This is a genomic window from Candidatus Formimonas warabiya, from assembly GCF_002777255.1.
Lineage (GTDB): Bacteria > Bacillota > Dehalobacteriia > Dehalobacteriales > Dehalobacteriaceae > Formimonas > Formimonas warabiya.
Map to the genome: position 1 here is coordinate 97,865 of NZ_CP017634.1, position 15,744 is coordinate 113,608.

Annotated in this window: 15 protein-coding genes; all 15 read left to right on the forward strand. The window is 41.5% G+C overall.

Annotated elements, in window-relative coordinates:
• Positions 1 to 10 precede the first annotated feature (10 nt).
• The 15 genes from DCMF_RS00415 to comA all read left to right on the forward strand — a co-directional run bounded on the left by DCMF_RS00415 (position 11) and on the right by comA (position 15,721).
• Positions 11 to 2,464, forward strand: a complete 2,454-nt coding sequence (locus DCMF_RS00415) for a mannose-1-phosphate guanyltransferase (RefSeq protein ID WP_148132601.1) — start codon at positions 11 to 13, stop codon at positions 2,462 to 2,464.
• 454 nt (positions 2,465 to 2,918) lie between these two features.
• Entirely contained in the window at positions 2,919 to 3,824 is a 906-nt protein-coding gene (dapA, locus tag DCMF_RS00420) for a 4-hydroxy-tetrahydrodipicolinate synthase (protein ID WP_148132602.1), read from the forward strand.
• A gap of 327 nt (positions 3,825 to 4,151) precedes the next feature.
• A complete protein-coding gene (locus DCMF_RS00425) occupies positions 4,152 to 5,315 on the forward strand; it encodes a UxaA family hydrolase (protein WP_148132603.1) in 1,164 nt (387 codons plus the stop codon).
• A gap of 13 nt (positions 5,316 to 5,328) precedes the next feature.
• Positions 5,329 to 6,618 (forward strand): nickel-dependent lactate racemase family protein, encoded by a 1,290-nt coding sequence (locus tag DCMF_RS00430; RefSeq protein WP_214658986.1) that lies wholly within the window; start codon positions 5,329 to 5,331, stop codon positions 6,616 to 6,618.
• A 20-nt stretch (positions 6,619 to 6,638) separates the two neighbouring features.
• Positions 6,639 to 6,929: a UxaA family hydrolase gene (locus tag DCMF_RS00435; protein WP_214658987.1), complete on the forward strand. Its 291-nt coding sequence runs from the start codon at positions 6,639 to 6,641 to the stop codon at positions 6,927 to 6,929.
• 74 nt (positions 6,930 to 7,003) lie between these two features.
• A complete protein-coding gene (locus tag DCMF_RS00440) occupies positions 7,004 to 7,195 on the forward strand; it encodes a 4Fe-4S dicluster domain-containing protein (RefSeq protein WP_148132605.1) in 192 nt (63 codons plus the stop codon).
• 2 nt (positions 7,196 to 7,197) lie between these two features.
• Positions 7,198 to 8,337, forward strand: a complete 1,140-nt coding sequence (locus tag DCMF_RS00445; RefSeq protein WP_236860151.1) for a 2-oxoacid:acceptor oxidoreductase subunit alpha — start codon at positions 7,198 to 7,200, stop codon at positions 8,335 to 8,337.
• Complete coding sequence (locus DCMF_RS00450) at positions 8,338 to 9,159, forward strand: thiamine pyrophosphate-dependent enzyme (protein WP_148132607.1); 822 nt, start codon at positions 8,338 to 8,340, stop codon at positions 9,157 to 9,159.
• Position 9,160: 1 nt separating this feature from the next.
• Positions 9,161 to 9,703, forward strand: a complete 543-nt coding sequence (locus tag DCMF_RS00455; RefSeq protein ID WP_148132608.1) for a 2-oxoacid:acceptor oxidoreductase family protein — start codon at positions 9,161 to 9,163, stop codon at positions 9,701 to 9,703.
• Between the two features lie 3 nt (positions 9,704 to 9,706).
• Positions 9,707 to 10,855, forward strand: a complete 1,149-nt coding sequence (locus DCMF_RS00460) for an ATP-grasp domain-containing protein (RefSeq protein WP_148132609.1) — start codon at positions 9,707 to 9,709, stop codon at positions 10,853 to 10,855.
• Complete coding sequence (sucD, locus tag DCMF_RS00465) at positions 10,852 to 11,721, forward strand: succinate--CoA ligase subunit alpha (RefSeq protein WP_148132610.1); 870 nt, start codon at positions 10,852 to 10,854, stop codon at positions 11,719 to 11,721. Before DCMF_RS00460 ends, sucD begins: the two co-directional genes overlap by 4 nt.
• A 208-nt stretch (positions 11,722 to 11,929) precedes the next feature.
• Complete coding sequence (locus DCMF_RS00470; RefSeq protein WP_214658988.1) at positions 11,930 to 12,652, forward strand: FadR/GntR family transcriptional regulator; 723 nt, start codon at positions 11,930 to 11,932, stop codon at positions 12,650 to 12,652.
• Between the two features lie 2 nt (positions 12,653 to 12,654).
• Positions 12,655 to 13,908, forward strand: a complete 1,254-nt coding sequence (locus tag DCMF_RS00475; RefSeq protein WP_214658989.1) for a nickel pincer cofactor-dependent isomerase, group 22 — start codon at positions 12,655 to 12,657, stop codon at positions 13,906 to 13,908.
• Between the two features lie 225 nt (positions 13,909 to 14,133).
• Positions 14,134 to 14,856, forward strand: a complete 723-nt coding sequence (locus tag DCMF_RS00480) for a GntR family transcriptional regulator (RefSeq protein WP_148132613.1) — start codon at positions 14,134 to 14,136, stop codon at positions 14,854 to 14,856.
• A gap of 49 nt (positions 14,857 to 14,905) precedes the next feature.
• Complete coding sequence (gene comA / locus DCMF_RS00485; RefSeq protein WP_148132614.1) at positions 14,906 to 15,721, forward strand: phosphosulfolactate synthase; 816 nt, start codon at positions 14,906 to 14,908, stop codon at positions 15,719 to 15,721.
• Positions 15,722 to 15,744: the final 23 nt, after the last annotated feature.

Sequence of the window (15,744 nt, forward strand, 5' to 3'; positions counted from 1 at the left end):
AGGAGATGCTATGAAAGCCATTATTATGGCTGGTGGTGAGGGGTCGCGTTTGCGTCCTTTAACCTGCGACAGGCCGAAACCGATGGTGCCTGTGATGGACCGGCCGATAATGCAGCATATTGTAGAGTTGCTCTATCGCCATAATTTTGCCCATGTGGGGGCAACATTAATGTATTTGCCCGAAGATATCAAAGATTTTTTTGGCGACGGGTCCGATTTCGGTATCAAAATGCAATATTTTGTGGAAGAAAGTCCTTTGGGTACGGCAGGAAGCGTAAAAAATGCCCAGGAGTTTTTGGATGATACTTTTTTGGTTATTAGCGGTGATGCCCTAACCGATTTTGATCTTAGCGCCATCATGGACTTTCACAAAACGAAAAAAGCGGCTGTGACGATTGTGCTGACCAGAGTTCCTAACCCGCTGGAATATGGGGTGGTAATTACCGATGCCGATGGATGCATCAAGCAGTTCCTGGAGAAACCCAGTTGGGGTGAAGTGTTCAGTGATACGGTAAATACAGGCATCTACGTGATCGAGCCGGAAATCCTAAATTTTATTCCGCCGGCTACCAGCTTTGATTTCAGCAAAGATCTTTTCCCCCTGCTTTTGCGCCAAGGGTATCCTATTTTTGGCTGCGTCATGCCGGGATATTGGTGTGATATCGGCAATCTTTCCCAATACCAGCAAGCCCATTATGATATTTTGGCCGGCCGCACGGGCATTGTTCCCGGGGGGGCCCAGCTTGCTCCGGGGATCTGGGTGGGTAAAGGTGCGGAAATTCATGAGGAAGCGCGCCTGGAATCCCCTGCCTTTATCGGCCAGGATGTAAAAATCGGTAAGGATGCTTGTGTGGGAAGTTTTTCCGTCATTGGTGCCAATAGTATTTTAGACGAAGGAGTCTCTTTAAAAAGAAGCATTATCTGGAATAATGTTTATTTGGGTAAAAAGGTTACCTTAAGAGGCGCTTCCGTGTGCAACCGGGTAAAAATTAAATCTCACGCCGCTGTTTACGAAGAAGCAGTGATCGGGGACGACACGGTTTTAGACAGCTATACCGCTGTCAAACCGGGGGTAAAAATCTGGCCCCATAAAACCGTGGGAAAAGGGACGATTTTAAAGGAAAGTCTAATCTGGGCGGAAAATGTCAAAAAGAATTTGTTTGGCGCAAACGGCGTATCGGGAACCATCAATGTGGACATCACCCCGGAAGTTGCCGTACGCTTGGGAGCAGCCTTCGGATCCTGCAGTAAAAAAGAAGGTCAGGTAACGGTGACAGCCGACGGGTATCCTTGTGCCCAAATGATCAAGAATGCCCTTGCCGTGGGACTTTTATCAACAGGATGTCATGTTCTTGATTTGGGAAAAACCGTGACACCGGTCAGTCGATATGGGGTAAGAACATTGGGCGTGCACGGGGGAATGCACGTGAGCACGATGGACCATGGGGAAAAAGTTTGCATTACTTTTTTTGACCGGAAAGGAGCAAATATTTCTAAATCCGAGGAACGAAAAATTGAGAATGCTTTTTTCCGGGAAGATTTTCGCCGGGTCACAGGAACTCAGGTGCCCAATTTAAATATCTATCCGGATATTGTCAGTGCCTATTATGAAGACCTGATCAAGTCGGTGGATGTTGATCAATTAAAGAGTTTCCGGCTGCGCATTTTTGTTGATTATGATCCGGTCAATTTTGGGGCATACTTGCCTGGTATGTTGGAAAAATTAGGCTGTGAAGTGATCCTGTCGGAACGGATCCAAAATGAGACCCTGTTAAAATACGATGGAAAATGGCAGCGGGATCAGGTCCTTCATCTGAAATGTGACTTGGGTGTGGTGATCAGCTCCGACGGAGAATATCTGGTTTTGATCGACAGCAATGGGACCATTATTCAGGAAGATCTTTTTACTGCTCTGGTATCCCTGATTCTGCTCAAGACCAATACTCCCTGTACAGTGGTGATACCTGTTACCGCTTCCCAGGTGATTGAGCAAATGGCCCGTCAATACCAAGGTACCGTCATCCGTACCAAAACGGCCCGACAGTTTTTTATGGAAAAAGTATTGTCTGAACAGATGAGCAATAGCCAGACTGGTTATCAGCAGTTTTCCATGCAATTTGATGCCATTCATGCCTTTGTCAATATTCTGGAATATTTAGCCAAAGAAAAAACCACCTTATCTGTTTTGATCGGTGCCGTTCCCGAATTTTATGTCTCCCGCCGGGAAATTGAATGCCCCTGGGATGCCAAAGGAACCGTGATGCGCCGGCTCATTGAAGAGCATGAAAGAGAGACGGAATTGTTGGACGGCGTCAAAGTACGGCATGAAAACGGCTGGGCTTTAGTTCTTCCGGATTCGGATGAACCTGTGTGCCGTATTTTCAGTGAAGGTACCAGTATGGAGGTTGCGGAAGAATTGACGGCCATGTATGCAGATAAAGTGAATAATTACCGAAAAGAGTAACTTAAAAAAAGCGCGTACCATTTACTAAAACTCCCCTGATGCTATTATTGATCCCCCCAATAGTGAAAGGGGTTTTTTTTGTTGCCGTCTCAAAATTTTTTTCACATTTTGTACTTACGGACAAAATGGACGGGTATTTTCATATCAAAAAAAGTCCGGACATATGGAAAATTCCGAATATATGGATTTATGTTTTTAAAACTTTTTAAGCATAGATACTATTCCGCCCATAATAGCTGAATAAACAGTTGGCGAGTTGGTGGTTATTGTTATGGCATGAAATTGCAAATAACAGAAGTATAAAATTTGGAGGTGATCGTATGGAGGGGTAAATAATCTTTCCTTAATATGTGTAATATGAAACGGATATGATCGGATTTAAGTGCAAAACACAGGGTGGATTGCTAGAAGGATTTTATGTTTGCAGTTTATTATTTTACGAGGAGGAATTGAGATGACGACATCTGCGCAATTAAGAGAACAAATGAAGGGTGTACAAAGTATCGTAATTACACCGTTTAAAGAAGATTTTTCTTTAGATATTGAAGGCTTAAAGCAGAACCTGGAGAGAATGATTAACTTTGGTTCCAATGGGATGGTTATAGGGGGCAGTTTAGGAGAATTTTCTTCTATGACCATGGAAGAAAGAAAGCTTATCTTCAAAATTGCCGTCGATACGGTGAAAAGTAGAATCCCTGTTGTGTGCAATGTTTCAGATAGCTATATTGAAAGAACAATTCAGTTGGCAAAATATGCCAAGGAAATTGGCGCCGATGGTGTCATGTGTACACCACCTTACTATCAGAAAGTAAGTGAAGAGGGAATGTACCAGTTCTATAAAGCCTTAAATGATGCCGTTGATATTGGTATTATGGCCTATAATACCAGCCGCTCCGGAAACCATATGACCCCAAAATTTATTGCCAGAATTGCAGAAATTCCTAACGTAGTTGCCTGCAAACAAGGTACCCGTGATATTGAAGAATTGGAAGAAACCGTATACCTGGCTGGTGACAAAATTACACTCATTTGCGGGAGTGAAGTAATGGCAGTCCCTTGCTTGGCCATGGGATATAAAGGCACTACTTCTACGAGCTCTTCCTTCATGACCGAGATGATCGTTGCCATGTACAAAGCAACTCAGGAAGGTGACTACAAAAAAGCAGCGGATATCTATTTTAATGGCTGGGGCGAATATCGCCGTTTTTTAAAGAAAGGCGGTATGCCTGCTACTGCAAAAGCAGCTATGAATATTCTGGGAATTCCTGCCGGCCCCACTCGTTTACCCTTTCTTGAACTCAGTGATGATCTGAAAAAAGAGCTTAAAGGTATTTTAGAAAGAATGGGATTGTTAAAGTAATACAGGCATAGTTCTGTCTGCAAAAGTCTTAACTGATTCAAACTAAAATAACTAAAGGCTGTAATGTTTCGTCGTTACAGTCTTTAGTTGAATTAATGGTTAAAAGTCATAATCATATAAATATTTTATGAAGAAAAAGGAGGAAAATCAAAAACTTAGAAGAAATAGAGATAATGTGATAATATCACATGATGATATTGATTCTTGCTTAGGTGATCATGCACCAGCCCCAAACGTACTATATTTTTCATAAGTAAAAAAAGAGCGTCTAAAAAACTAAAACTTTTTGATCCAAAAATATTCTAAATATTTAAGAAGGTGTTTTGCATGAAAAAACAAAGCGGGACATTTTGGGGTTATCCCAGAAAAGACGGGGAGGTTGGCATTAGAAATCATGTGGCAATAATTGCGGCAATGGATAATTCAAATCCCATTGTAAGGAGAATCGCGCAACAGGTAAATGGTGCAGTAGCAGTATGTTGTAGCTATGGACGCGGACAGGTTGGTGAAGATTATGAACAGCACGTAAGAATAATGTCTGGATTAGGCAGTCATCCCAATGTCCATTCAGCTGTTGTGGTAAGTCTGGAGCCCAAAACTGCCTGGCACATTGCGGAACGGATAGAAAAAACCGGTCGGCCCGTAGAAGTAATTGCCTTGGAAGACGAAGGAACGATCATGGCTACTTATAAGGGCGTTCGGGCAGCAGGAAAATTAATTGCGATGGCGACGGAGGAGTCTAAAGTAGAATACCCGCTTTCTGAGTTGGTAATTGGTCTGGAATGTGGGGGATCCGATAGTAGTTCCGGAATTATAGCTAACCCAGTGATCGGTTTACTATCCGACCAATATATAGATATTGGTGCTACGGTTATACTCTCCGAGACTGTAGAATGGATGGGAGCGGAACACTTATTAGCAAAAAGAGCCGTTACGGCCGAATTAGGAAGAAAAATAATTGATGCCGTAAAATGGTATGAGGATTATGCGTTGTCTGTTGGCATTGATATCCTGGGCACCAACCCTGCCCCGGATAATATTGCAGGGGGCTTAACGACAATAGAAGAAAAGGCTCTTGGCGCAATTAAAAAAGGAGGTAGCAAAGAAATAAAGGAATTGGTTCAATGCGGGTATAAACCTTCCAAGAAAGGGCTTATACTGATGGACGCGCCCCCTCCCGGTGTGGAAAATACCACAGCTATCGTTGCAGGAGGTGCCCATATCGTTCTTTTTGCAACGGGAAGGGGCAATCCCATTGGCAATCCCGTTGTGCCGACGGTTAAGATCACCGCGAATCCATTTACGATGGAAAAACTTCCGGACAATATTGATGTAGATCTTAGTCCTGCCTTGACAGGGATAGAAACTCTGGAAGAAGCTGCTGCGAGACTCAATTTAGAGGTAGGAAAGTTTATTAATGGTAAATTCTCAAAGACTGAAATTTTCGGAGATCTTGAAGTATCCGTAACCCGAATCGGATTTAGCGTTTAAGGAGATGGAAAAAATGCACATAGAAATTCCATATGGTAAAGGTAAAATACCCGTTGAAATTCCCGAAAGGAATCTTATGCTTATTGCGACACCGGCAGGGAAATCTTCCCATGTGATCAATGAAGATGAAGAAATACGGAAAGCTTTATCTAATCCAATAGGAACGGATACGTTAAAGAATCTCGCTGCAAAACTCAGCCCGGAGGATAAGGTGGTAATCTTAACAAGTGATTATACAAGGCCTACTCCTTCAGAAAGGATTATTCCTTATCTTTTAACTGAAATGAAGGAGGGGGGGGTTAGTTCTAAGCAAGTCACCGTAGTTTTTGCTTCAGGGCTGCATCGACCTATGACAAAAGAGGAGATGGATAAAGCACTGGGAGGACTAAGGAACGAAGTAAACGCGATATCTCATGATGCCTATCAACATGAATGTGTTCCCATAGGGATATCGAAAAATAATACTCCGATAGAGATAAACCGGGTCGTATTTGAAGCAAAATTAAAAATTTCCATAAGTACCATAGAGCCTCACCATGCAGCCGGTTGGTCGGGCGGGGGGAAAAATGTGATGCCTGGGATTTCAAGTAGCAAATCAATTTATGCGCACCATAAACAAATGCTTAGCCCGGGTGTTGCCATAGCAGTATTTGACGGGAATCCCTTTCGCGAAGATATTGAGGATATTGCATGTAAAGCGGGAATTGATTTTATCTGTAATGTGATTCTCACAGAAGATAAAAAGATTTCTCAGGCGTTTTGCGGTCACGTGGTAAAAGCGCATCGTGCAGGAGCAAAGGTTTGCGAGAAATGCTTATCAATAGAGGTGCCGGAATTGCCGGACATCGTGATCGCTACGCCCGGGGGTGCGCCCAGGGATAATAACCTTTGGCAGACAGAGGGTAAAACCTTAACAAGAATTAAAGACATAATACGGCCAGGGGGTATCATCATACTGGTTTCCGAGTGTTCAGAGGGAGTCGGCCAAAAGGAGTTTCAAAAGGATATCGAGACCCAACTATCGACAGGTGATTTACAAAAAGTCATTGATACAATTGCGGAAATGCCTTTTACTGTACAGACAAATAAAACAGCGAGAATAGCTAAATTACTGCAAAACCAAGAGATATATTTTGTGACTTCGGAAACGATGCAGAAAGTTTTTACAAATCCGCCTTTTCGCATGTTTTCTTCTTTGCAGGAAGCTTTCGATGCGGCAGTTAAAAGTATGGGAGAAACGGCCAAGGTATTGGTAGTGCCTGAGGCGCCTGGCATTGTTTTGAAGCTGCCCAGTTTAAAATAATGTTAAAGGGGAGTGAGTTTATGATGGATAGCATGAAAAGGTTAGTCTCGTTATCTGCAGAAGACAATGCCGCTACGGCACTTTCTGATATTTCCCCGGGAGACGAATGCTGCCTGGAAGTTGCAGGTAATAAATATAAATTTAATGCCGAAGAAGGGATACCCTTTGGTCATAAAGTAGCATTAATTGATTTTCAACCGGGGGATCAAGTAATAAAGTATGGCGAAATAATTGGCAGAGCTACTAAAACAATAAAAAAAGGCAGTCATCTTCATATTCATAATGTCGTAAGCGACCGTGTCGTTAAATAAGGAAAACAAATTGAACCTTTTAATTGGTGGGGTTTTCTTTCAACATAAAGAAGAAGATAGAGGAGTGAGTGATAATGAGTTATGCAGTTAAGATTAATGCAGATTGGTGTAAAATATGTAAAGTTTGCATTGATTTTTGTCCCAAGAATGTCCTTTATATCTCGGCAGAAAACCAGGTTGCCGTTAAAGATAGGGAAAGTTGTACGGGATGCATGATGTGTGAGTACAGATGTCCGGATTATGCGATCAGAGTGGAGGCGAACTAAAGGTGAGTAAGAAGCAGCTAAAAATGATGCAGGGAAATGAAGCCTGTGCAGAGGCAGCAATAGCTGTGGGTGCCCGGTTTTTTGCCGGTTATCCCATCACACCGGCTACGGAAATAGCGGAAACATTAGCAAAATTACTGCCCCAAAACGGGGGTTCATTTATTCAAATGGAAGATGAGATCGCCAGCATGGCTGCGGTAATAGGTGCTTCAATTGGCGGGGTAAAAAGCATGACTGCCACAAGTGGCCCGGGATTTACCCTCAAACAGGAGAATATTGGTTACGCTGCGATGGTGGAAATTCCATGTGTCGTTGTTAATGTGCAAAGAGGAGGCCCCAGTACGGGTTTGCCTACCCTGCCGGCGCAGATGGATGTGATGCAGGCCAGATGGGGGACCCATGGTGATCACCCCATTGTGGTTCTTACCCCTTCTACAGTATATGAGTTTTACAATCTTACGATCAAGGCATTTAACTTTTCTGAGATACTGAGAACACCGGTGCTTATCCTTTCTGATGCGGTGGTAGCCCACTTAAGGGAAAAAGTAGAACTACCCGACCCGGCCGATATTGAGATCATTAATAGAAAAAAAACGACAGCTCAACCTGATGTGTTTTTGCCCTTCAGAGCCGACGCCGATGGTGTCCCGCCATTTGCCGATTATGGGACAGGTTACAGATACCATATGACCAGCAATAATCATGATGAATCTGGAGCACCGGCAACGAATAACCACAAAGTAGCGGAAACACTGTTACGCAGATTGCATGATAAGGTAGAGAAAAGACGGGCGGAAATTATCATAACGGAAGAAATCATGATGGATGACGCGGAAATTGCTATCTTTGCTTACGGGTGTACCGCTCGGTCCGCTTATAGTGCCGTGGAAATTGCCCGGGAAAGCGGTATTAAATTAGGGCTTATGAAAACCCAAACATTATGGCCTTTTCCCAGGGAAATCATAGAGAAGTTTGCCAGCAAGGTTAAAGCCATCATCGTACCAGAAATGAATATGGGACAAATAGTGGGTGAAGTGGAAAAGGCTGCCTGTAAAGAAACCAGGATAATACCTTTAAATAAATTTGATGGAAGAATGATCACGCCGAATGAAATTATAAGTATTGTCAAAGAGGTGATATAAATGGCTATCCATACTCAGGACTATCTGCGCATTGATAAAATGCCTCATATTTGGTGTCCGGGCTGCGGTACCGGTATCATAGACGGAGCATTAGTAAGAGCGATCGGAAATTTAGGCTATGACCGGAACAATGTGATGGTGATTACCGGTATTGGCTGTTCCGCAAGAACAAACGCAATTCTTGATTTTAATACCTTCCAAACTACACATGGCAGAGCGTTGGGGTTTGCCACCGGGTTTAAGCTGGCAAGACCGGAAATGAAAGTAATAGTTATTACCGGAGATGGCGACGGCGCCGGTATTGGCGGCAATCACCTCATCCAGACGGCAAGAAGAAATATTGATATCACCACCATTTTGATTAATAACAGTATCTATGGCATGACAGGCGGTCAGTACTCCCCTTTAACACCGCTGGGAAGCTATGCAACTACTGCGCCTTACGGCACGGTAGAGGATTCCTTTGATGTATGCAAATTAGTAGAAGCAGCCGGCGCAACTTATGTGGCCAGGGCAACTGCCTACCATGTTACGCTTTTAGAAAAACTCATCATGAAGGCGATAGAACACCGGGGTTTCTCTTTTGTTGAAGCGATAAGTCAGTGCCCTGTCGGATTTGGACGCCGCAATAAAATGAAAACACCTACGGAAATGCTGAAATGGCAAAAGGAAAATGCGATAAATATAAAAGCGGCCTCTAATTATAGTGAGGAACAGCTTGCCGGAAAGTTCTTCATTGGTGAGTTTGTTGTGAAGGAAAAATCTGAATATATTGAAAGATACAATGCTTTAAAAGCAAAAGCACAAAAAAGGGGTGAATAATGTGGAGAGAAAAGAAATAGTCCTTAGCGGCTTTGGCGGTCAAGGAATTATTTTGGGTGGCCTTATTTTGGCGGAAGCAGCTGCGATATATGACGGTAAAAATGCGACCCATAATCAGTCGTATGGTCCGGAAGCCAGGGGAGGGGCCTGCAAATCTGAGGTAATTATCAGTGATAAAATGATTCACTATCCGGAAATTGAAGAACCTGATATCCTTGTTGCTTTGACGAAAGAAGCGGCAAGAAAGTTTGCCCATCATTTAAGACAGGATAGTATCGTACTGATTGATACCTGTGTGGGAGAAATAAAAGCAGGTGAAAATGTAAAAGTCTACGCTCTTCCCATTATTGAAACAGCAGCCCATGAATTGGGCAATGAGCTTGTTGCGAATATGGTGACCTTAGGCGCCTTGGCTCAAATTACCAAAATTGTTAGTAAAGAGGCGCTTGAAAAAGCATTGCTGTCCAGAGTACCCAAGGGCAGTGAAAAATTAAATAAAGATGCCCTGGATAAAGGATTTGAACTGGGAAAGATGGTGAATTAGCAAATGAAACTCCTCGAATATCAAGGCAAAGAAGTGCTTTCGAGTTGGAATATCCGGGAACCGAAGGGAAAGGTGGTAAATAACAAGGAAGAAGCTGTCCGGGTCTTTCATGAATTAGATGAAAAAGCTGTCATTAAAATTCAGGTGCCTGTTGGCGGCAGGGGCAAGGCCGGTGGGGTAAAAGTACTGAAAGAGGATGATGATATTCATTTATTTGTAGACAAATGGTTAGGTAAAGAGTTTAAGAGTTTTTCCGTGGAAAAATTTGTCGTGGAAGAATCTTTAGAAATTGAAAAAGAAATGTATATTAGTTTTGCTTTAAATCCTCAAATGGGCGGGCTGACTTTTATATTTTCCCAGGAAGGCGGGGTTGACATAGAAGAAATAGCCGCAAAAAGACCAGAAATGGTTTTGAAGATTAATCTAGACCCTGCACAAGAATATAAGGAATATTTTTTTCGAAAGGAATTAAGGAAGTTTGGTTTGCACGGCCAAGAACTAACCCAAATATCCGCCCTTGCCGCAAAGCTTTACGATAACTTCGGGAAGAATGATTTGGTGCTTGTTGAAATTAATCCCCTTGTGATATTAAAAAATGGGGAAATCTCTGCCGCAGACAGCAAAATAGAAATTGATAACAGTGGGCTGTTTAGACAAAAAAGACTTCAGGTGTTTAATGAAAATACATATAAAACCGAAGCCGAAAAAGAAGCAGAAGATATTGGCGTTACTTACGTTAAGCTAGACGGAGATATTGGTATTATTGCCAGTGGCGCCGGATTAGCCATGGAAACCATTGACTTAGTTAATGCGGCGGATCTAAGAGCAGCTAATTTTTTGGAAACAGGCGGGGGAATAACCAAAGAATTAATCCATAGCGCATTAAACCTGGTTGTTCGAGACGAAAATATCAGAGCGGTAATAGTTAGCTTATATGGTGGTGTAAATCCGCTGATAGAAGCGGCGAAAGGAATCGTAAGCGCAAAGGAAAGTTTTAACAGGAAAATTTTTATCGTCGTGAAAGCGCTTGGTAATCAGCAGGAAGAATGCTGGAGGATACTAGAAAGCGCAGGAATCCCGGTTGTCAAAAATCATCGTTCCGAAGATGTGATTAGGGTATTAAAGGGTCTACTGGAGGGAATAGAAAGATGAGTATTCTTTTAACAAAAGATACTAGGGCGGTTATTCAGGGCATTTCGGGGAAAATTGGAAGTGTGCAGGCAATGTGGATGAAAAAGTATGGTACCAATATTGTGGCTGGCGTGACCCCCGGAAAAGGCGGCATTAAAATTGAGGAAATCCCTGTTTGTGATGATGTGGCAGAGACGGTTGAAAAATATGGGGCAAACGCTGCGGTGCTGTTTGTCCCGGCTCCTTTTGCAAAAGATGCCGTATTAGAGGCCGTTGACGCAGGTATTAAATTAATCGTATGTGTTCCTGAGCATATTCCGGTAAATGATACATTACTCATGAGAGCGAAAGCGCAAGAAAAGGGGGTAATCTTAATCGGACCTAATACACCGGGCATTATCAGTCCGGGTATTGGCAAATTGGGCATCATGCCGGCTAATATGTTTAACAAAGGCGGTATCGGTCTTATCTCTAGAAGTGGCACATTATCCTATGAAGTAGCGGGTTATATTAACGAAGCGGGTTATGGTGAAAGCACCATGATTGGTATTGGTGGTGACCAAATTCGGGGAACCGATGCCTCTTTTCTTTTAAAAGAATTTGAAGAAGACCCTGAGACAGACATGGTAGTCTTAGTAGGCGAAATTGGGGGAAGCTTTGAGGAAGATGCCGCTGCTTTTGCTAAAACTATGAAAAAACCGGTGATTGCATTTATTGCCGGGAAAAATGCTCCTGCGGGGAAAAGGATGGGTCATGCGGGGGCCATAATTACTGGCCATCAAGGAACGGTAGAATCAAAAACCAAGGCATTACGGGAAGCTGGAGTTATGGTTGCGGAACGTATCCCGGATATTACCAGCATGATTCATAAAATATATGGGAAGTAGTATTATCGGAGCAATATAATGGCAAAGGGATGGAACGGACTACAATAAATATGCCTTCTGTGTGTGAATCACTTTAATTATTTGACCATATGTTGTAGTATTAAAAAAAGAAAAAATACAATAACTTATATGATGACATTATAAGATCTAAATGACATTAATAATCACGGTATATTAAAGAATGATACCAATACAGGAGGAAAAGTGCATGCTAATTAAGCGAAATAAGCTATACGAGGAAGTAGTAGAGAAAATATTAGAGATGATAAAGCAAAAGGAAATTGAAGAAGGCGAAAAATTTCCAACCGAAAAGGAATTATCGGCTATGTTTGGTGTCAGCAGAATGGCCATAAGAGAAGCACTTTCCGCACTGCAGGCTTCCGGTGTTGTTGAAGTTAAACATGGTTCCGGGACGTATTTAAAAAATATTAATGATGACGTAATTATTAAACCTATTGCACGGGAATTGATTGCTCAAAAAGACAATTTATTAGATCTATTTGAGCTGCGGAGAGGTATTGAAACGGAAGCTGCAAGTTTGGCTGCTGTTAGAGCTTCTGATGAACAAATTAGCAAACTTAAAGAGGTACTGGCGCAAACAAGAAAAGCCCTGTCTGAAGGAAAGATGTTGGTTTCTGAGGACTTTGAATTCCATTTTGCGATTGTAGAGGCGACCAATAATAATACTTTCATCAAGGTCTATAACACGATTGCCAATAGCTTTTATGAGGGGCTTTCTTCTACTCATGAGATACTACAACAACGGTTAGGGCCGAGAGTGGTTGTATTAAGCGAACATGAAGAGATACTTAAATATATTGAAAAGAAAGAGCCTGAGTTGGCTAGAAGGGAAACTAGAAAGCATTTGGATAATGCATATGCCAGATTGGTTCAAGAATTGGAATGGGTTAATAGTAGAGTGAGGTGTTAGAGGTGGAGTTACCAAGGATTGTTAAAATCCGCCAGCAGCTGCCTAGACCCAAATTAGCTGACCCCATTGGTAAAGTCACTGAAGAGCTTAACAAATTAAATATACGGAACAAGGTAAATGACGGGAAATTAATTGCCATAACCGGCGGCAGCAGAGGTATTGCCAATATAAACTTAATATACAAGGAATTAGCGGATTATGTCAGAAAAGAGGGTGGCCGGCCCATCATTATTTCTGCTATGGGCAGTCATGGGGGAGGGACAACGGCAGGTCAAAGGGAAGTATTGGCACATTTGGGCGTTACTGAGGACCTAATAGGATGCCCCGTTATGGCATCATGCGACATTGAACTGATCGGTAATACATCAACCCACCATCTTCCCGTGTATTGTGCCAAAGAGGCTATTACGGCCGATGGCTTAATCGTTGTGAACAGAGTAAAAGCGCACACTGCCTTTAGAGCTCCCAGAGAATCCGGTCTGCTGAAAATGCTGGCCATAGGGCTTGGCAGGACTCCAGGGGCAGATGCTATTCATTCCCGTGGTACAGAAGAAATCGGCAGTATTATTCTAGAACTTTCCAGAATAGTGAGGGAAAAAGTAAATGTGATCGCAGGGTTGGCGATTGTAGAGAATGGATATGAAGAAACAGCAGTTATTGAAGGCCTTTATCCGGCTCAATTTGAAGCGGCAGAAGAAAGATTGCTCAAATATGCCAAAGAGTTAATGCCGAGAATTCCTTTTGATACTTTAGATCTTTTACTGATTGATGAAATGGGAAAAAATTATAGTGGTACTGGCGTGGACACCAATGTAATTGGAAGATGGAGAATTCATGATGTAGAGGAGCCGAAGAAACCTAAAATTAAAAGAATTGGTATCTTGGATTTATCTCATGCTTCCCACGGAAATGCGAATGGGATAGGTCTGGCCGATTTTACTACGCAACGATTAGTGCATAAAATTGATTACCAAGCTACTTATTTGAATTGCTTAACGACTGGTTTTGTTTTAAGAGGGATGATTCCTGTAACTCTGGACTCAGATAAGAAATTGATAGAATCGGCATTAAGAACTTTACACCTTGCTAAACCCGAACGGGCAAAAACTTGCTGGATTAAAAATACCTTATTTTTGGATGAAATGTACTGTTCTGAAAGCTTACTGCCAGAAATAATAGGAAATGCAAAATTAGAAGTGGTTGGAGATATACAGAATCCAAGATTTGATTGGGCAGATAATCTGATCAGGAGTTAATGAGGCCCATGGAATATAATCAAGCAAATTCCCGGTACGATGCAGTGAATTGTACCGGGTTTTGATTTTTCCCTGCACCTTGATAAAAAGGGTTACTTATTTTTCGACAAAAAAATAAATTGTTCCATTTTGAAAAGAGGATAATTCTATATTATATAGAATATATTATATAGAATATAGAATCATTCGGTAAAGTCAAAATAAAATAGATAAGTAGGCGAAAATATGGAACTAAAAAAAATAAACCCCCCACAAATAGGTAGGAAAACACTATCAGATCAAGTTTATGAGTTTTTAAAGGGAGCGATCATTTTCCAAGAGATACCACAGACAAAATTAGGTGTTAAATTAAATGAAACTGAATTGGCCTCTCTTTTAGGAGTTAGCCAAACCCCGATACGAGAAGCGTTAAACATGCTTCGGAAGGAAGGCCTTGTTTTAGGCAACTCGTATCAAGGTTCAACAGTTATTGATTTTTCCATAGAGGATATTGATAACATTTTTGAAATGCGGGAAATTTTAGAGATCACTGTGATCAGACATGCGTATCGTAAGTTTACCAAAGAAGACTATGAAAAACTTGAAGAAATTTTAAATGAATACGAAAATGTTTATTCTGATTTAGATTTTAGAGAAATATCAGAAGTAAATAACCGATTTCATAATTATTTAGTTGATAAATCAGGTAATAAATGGCTAAAAAAATTTTTGGATAGTATTAATGATTACTTAATTATGGTCAGGTCACCCATCATGAAAACAAGGAAAGAAAACAAGGGACTAGATAATAGAGAAGCCATCATTGAACATAAGGAAATATTAAATGCTTTAAAAAATGGTGACTTAAATCAAGCTGAGATGGCCATGAAAAAGCATATTAATCGGGTAAAAAAGGAAATATGCGTATATCTTGAAAAACGTGATGCAGACATGCCATTGAAGGAATAATCTGGGCCGAATCCCAGTTAATTTAATAACTAAATTGGAGGAGATATTTATGTGGAACGGAGTAGGTAAAATGGCTTGGGAAGGTATTATTACAGATCCTTATACAGGCAGAAATGCTGAAAAGCCCAGACGGCAAGGAAAGACAATCATATCTGACCTAGGATATGGGTTGGGGGAGATAAAGGACTTTTTGGAAAATTGCGGGCAGTACATAGACCGGGCTAAATTGGCTTTCGGCACTACCGTTATTTACTCTAAAGATTACTTAAGAGAAAAAATTAAGTTATACAAAGAATTCGGTATCGACGTTAATCCAGGTGGGACTTGTGCTGAGATTGCTATTTACCAGGGAGTATTTGAGCCGTTTTTAGAAAAAGCAAAGGCAATGGGATTTACAACCATTGAAATATCTGACGGAACAATAAAAATGGATGATAAGGTTAGGACAAGTGTAATAACGAAGGCTTTAGAAGCTGGGTTTGAGGTTATTTCAGAAGTTGGCAAGAAACATATATCAGAACAGTTGGAGATACAAGAAGCGATTAGACAAATCAAGAGGGATTTAGAGTTGGGTGTTTCTTCGGTAACAGTGGAGTCAAGAGGATCCGCAAAAGGGATCGGGATTTATGATAAAGATGGAAAAGTGAAGGCTGATGATGTAGAAGCGATGTTAGCTGCAGGTATTGATCCCCAAAATCTCACCTGGGAAGCACCAACAAAAGATGGACAAGAGTTTTTTATAAGTTATTTTGGCAACAATGTGAATTTGGCTAATGTTAGGTATTTTGAAGTGATTGCTTTAGAGGGATTGCGCCGTGGCTTGAGAGGGGATACCTTGCATAAAATAGTTAATAACTTGCTGTAATATAAACAAATTAAAAGGGGTAT

Excerpts from the sequence above, each read along its gene's own strand:
- DCMF_RS00415 (WP_148132601.1), top strand. The coding sequence starts at position 11 with ATGAAAGCCATTATTATGGCTGGTGGTGAGGGGTCGCGTTTGCGTCCT.
- dapA (WP_148132602.1), top strand. The coding sequence starts at position 2,919 with ATGACGACATCTGCGCAATTAAGAGAACAAATGAAGGGTGTACAAAGT.
- DCMF_RS00425 (WP_148132603.1), top strand. The coding sequence starts at position 4,152 with ATGAAAAAACAAAGCGGGACATTTTGGGGTTATCCCAGAAAAGACGGG.
- DCMF_RS00430 (WP_214658986.1), top strand. The coding sequence starts at position 5,329 with ATGCACATAGAAATTCCATATGGTAAAGGTAAAATACCCGTTGAAATT.
- DCMF_RS00435 (WP_214658987.1), top strand. The coding sequence starts at position 6,639 with ATGATGGATAGCATGAAAAGGTTAGTCTCGTTATCTGCAGAAGACAAT.
- DCMF_RS00440 (WP_148132605.1), top strand. The coding sequence starts at position 7,004 with ATGAGTTATGCAGTTAAGATTAATGCAGATTGGTGTAAAATATGTAAA.
- DCMF_RS00450 (WP_148132607.1), top strand. The coding sequence starts at position 8,338 with ATGGCTATCCATACTCAGGACTATCTGCGCATTGATAAAATGCCTCAT.
- DCMF_RS00460 (WP_148132609.1), top strand. The coding sequence starts at position 9,707 with ATGAAACTCCTCGAATATCAAGGCAAAGAAGTGCTTTCGAGTTGGAAT.
- sucD (WP_148132610.1), top strand. The coding sequence starts at position 10,852 with ATGAGTATTCTTTTAACAAAAGATACTAGGGCGGTTATTCAGGGCATT.
- DCMF_RS00470 (WP_214658988.1), top strand. The coding sequence starts at position 11,930 with ATGCTAATTAAGCGAAATAAGCTATACGAGGAAGTAGTAGAGAAAATA.
- DCMF_RS00480 (WP_148132613.1), top strand. The coding sequence starts at position 14,134 with ATGGAACTAAAAAAAATAAACCCCCCACAAATAGGTAGGAAAACACTA.
- comA (WP_148132614.1), top strand. The coding sequence starts at position 14,906 with ATGTGGAACGGAGTAGGTAAAATGGCTTGGGAAGGTATTATTACAGAT.